This is a genomic window from Vibrio sp. A1-1 (assembly GCF_021728175.1).
Lineage (GTDB): Bacteria > Pseudomonadota > Gammaproteobacteria > Enterobacterales > Vibrionaceae > Vibrio > Vibrio diabolicus.
This window is the reverse complement of record NZ_JAKKCL010000053.1, coordinates 1-1101: the sequence shown is the minus strand read 5'-3', so window position 1 is coordinate 1101 and position 1101 is coordinate 1. Positions and strand designations below refer to the sequence as shown.

Here is a 1101-nt window from a genome sequence, read left to right as displayed (position 1 = left end):
TATACCGAATCAACTTGAAGATGCAGGCTTGAGAACCTGAAAATTATCATTAATTCGAGATGCCAAAGAGCCTGCGATCTCTGGAAGAGTCACAGTAAAAAATTGGTCTATTGCCGCCTTGAAGTCCCGTTTACTTTTGAAGTAAACGTTGTTCCTCGACTTCTCATTCATTACTTTCCAAAGCCGCTCTATTGGATTGAGGTTTGGGCTGTAAGGTGGAAGATAATGCAGCTCGATATTAAGGACAAATGCCGCATCTCTGACCAAGTCACTACGGTGATATCCCGCACCATCTAAAATGATATGAAGCTTATGAGCTAACGGATAACTCTCTCTTAACTTACAGAAAAAGCGAACTATCGTTTCACTGTTAATGCTCTCATAATCATCAATAATAGTAGCTCCGATATCTGACAGGTTCAGTGCGCCAAGAATGTTCAATCGACTGCGATTTCCCGTTGTTTCAATCACTTTATCTTGACCAGTTCGTATCCAGCCATGAGATATTTTTGTTGATAGGGTTGGGTGAACAGCATCGATAAAGACTATCGATTCATCCTCGTCACAACTTGCCTTTAGCGCTTCGTAAGCATCTATGAAAGCTTGTTGTTTTGCTTCATCAAACTTATGTGGAACGCCTTTCGGTTGCTTGTAGCTAAAACCGTTATGGTGAAGCCATTTGTTCATACCAGAGACAGTGTAATCAAGTCCAAAAGTCTCTTTAACGTAGGCGACAATTTGATGAGTATGAGGATAGGTTCTCTCAGTCAAATGCTCGATTAGGTGCATGGTTTGAGTTGCAGAAAGCTTGCTTTGACTTCCGCCATTTTCAGGCTTAAGTTTTTCAGAAAGAACGTAGTCGCTAAGGTGACGTGCAACGGTGGATTCATGAATCCGAAGAGCTTGTGAAATCATGGTCTGACTCCAGCCTTCAGAAGCCAGCAAAACAGCCTTAATACGGTCGCAAACTCGACTATCACGTTCAATATCGTGCATTTGTTCGAGTTGCAGTTTCTGTTGAGGAGTCAGTGTAATTTTCATGGTTCGTAGCATGATCCTGATTCTAAAAAAAATCAAGCATCTTCAATGATCACGGGTATA

General features: G+C 41.5%; 1 protein-coding gene. It reads right to left on the bottom strand.

Annotation, left to right across the window (positions count from 1 at the left end; genetic code table 11):
• Nucleotides 1–9: 9 nt before the first annotated feature.
• Entirely contained in the window at nt 10–1041 is a 1032-nt protein-coding gene (locus L3V30_RS23930) for an IS630 family transposase (RefSeq protein ID WP_102595949.1), read from the bottom strand.
• Nucleotides 1042–1101: the final 60 nt, after the last annotated feature.

What these genes read in the sequence shown, in the direction of transcription:
- L3V30_RS23930 (WP_102595949.1), bottom strand. Translation starts at nt 1,041, where the DNA reads ATGAAAATTACACTGACTCCTCAACAGAAACTGCAACTCGAACAAATG.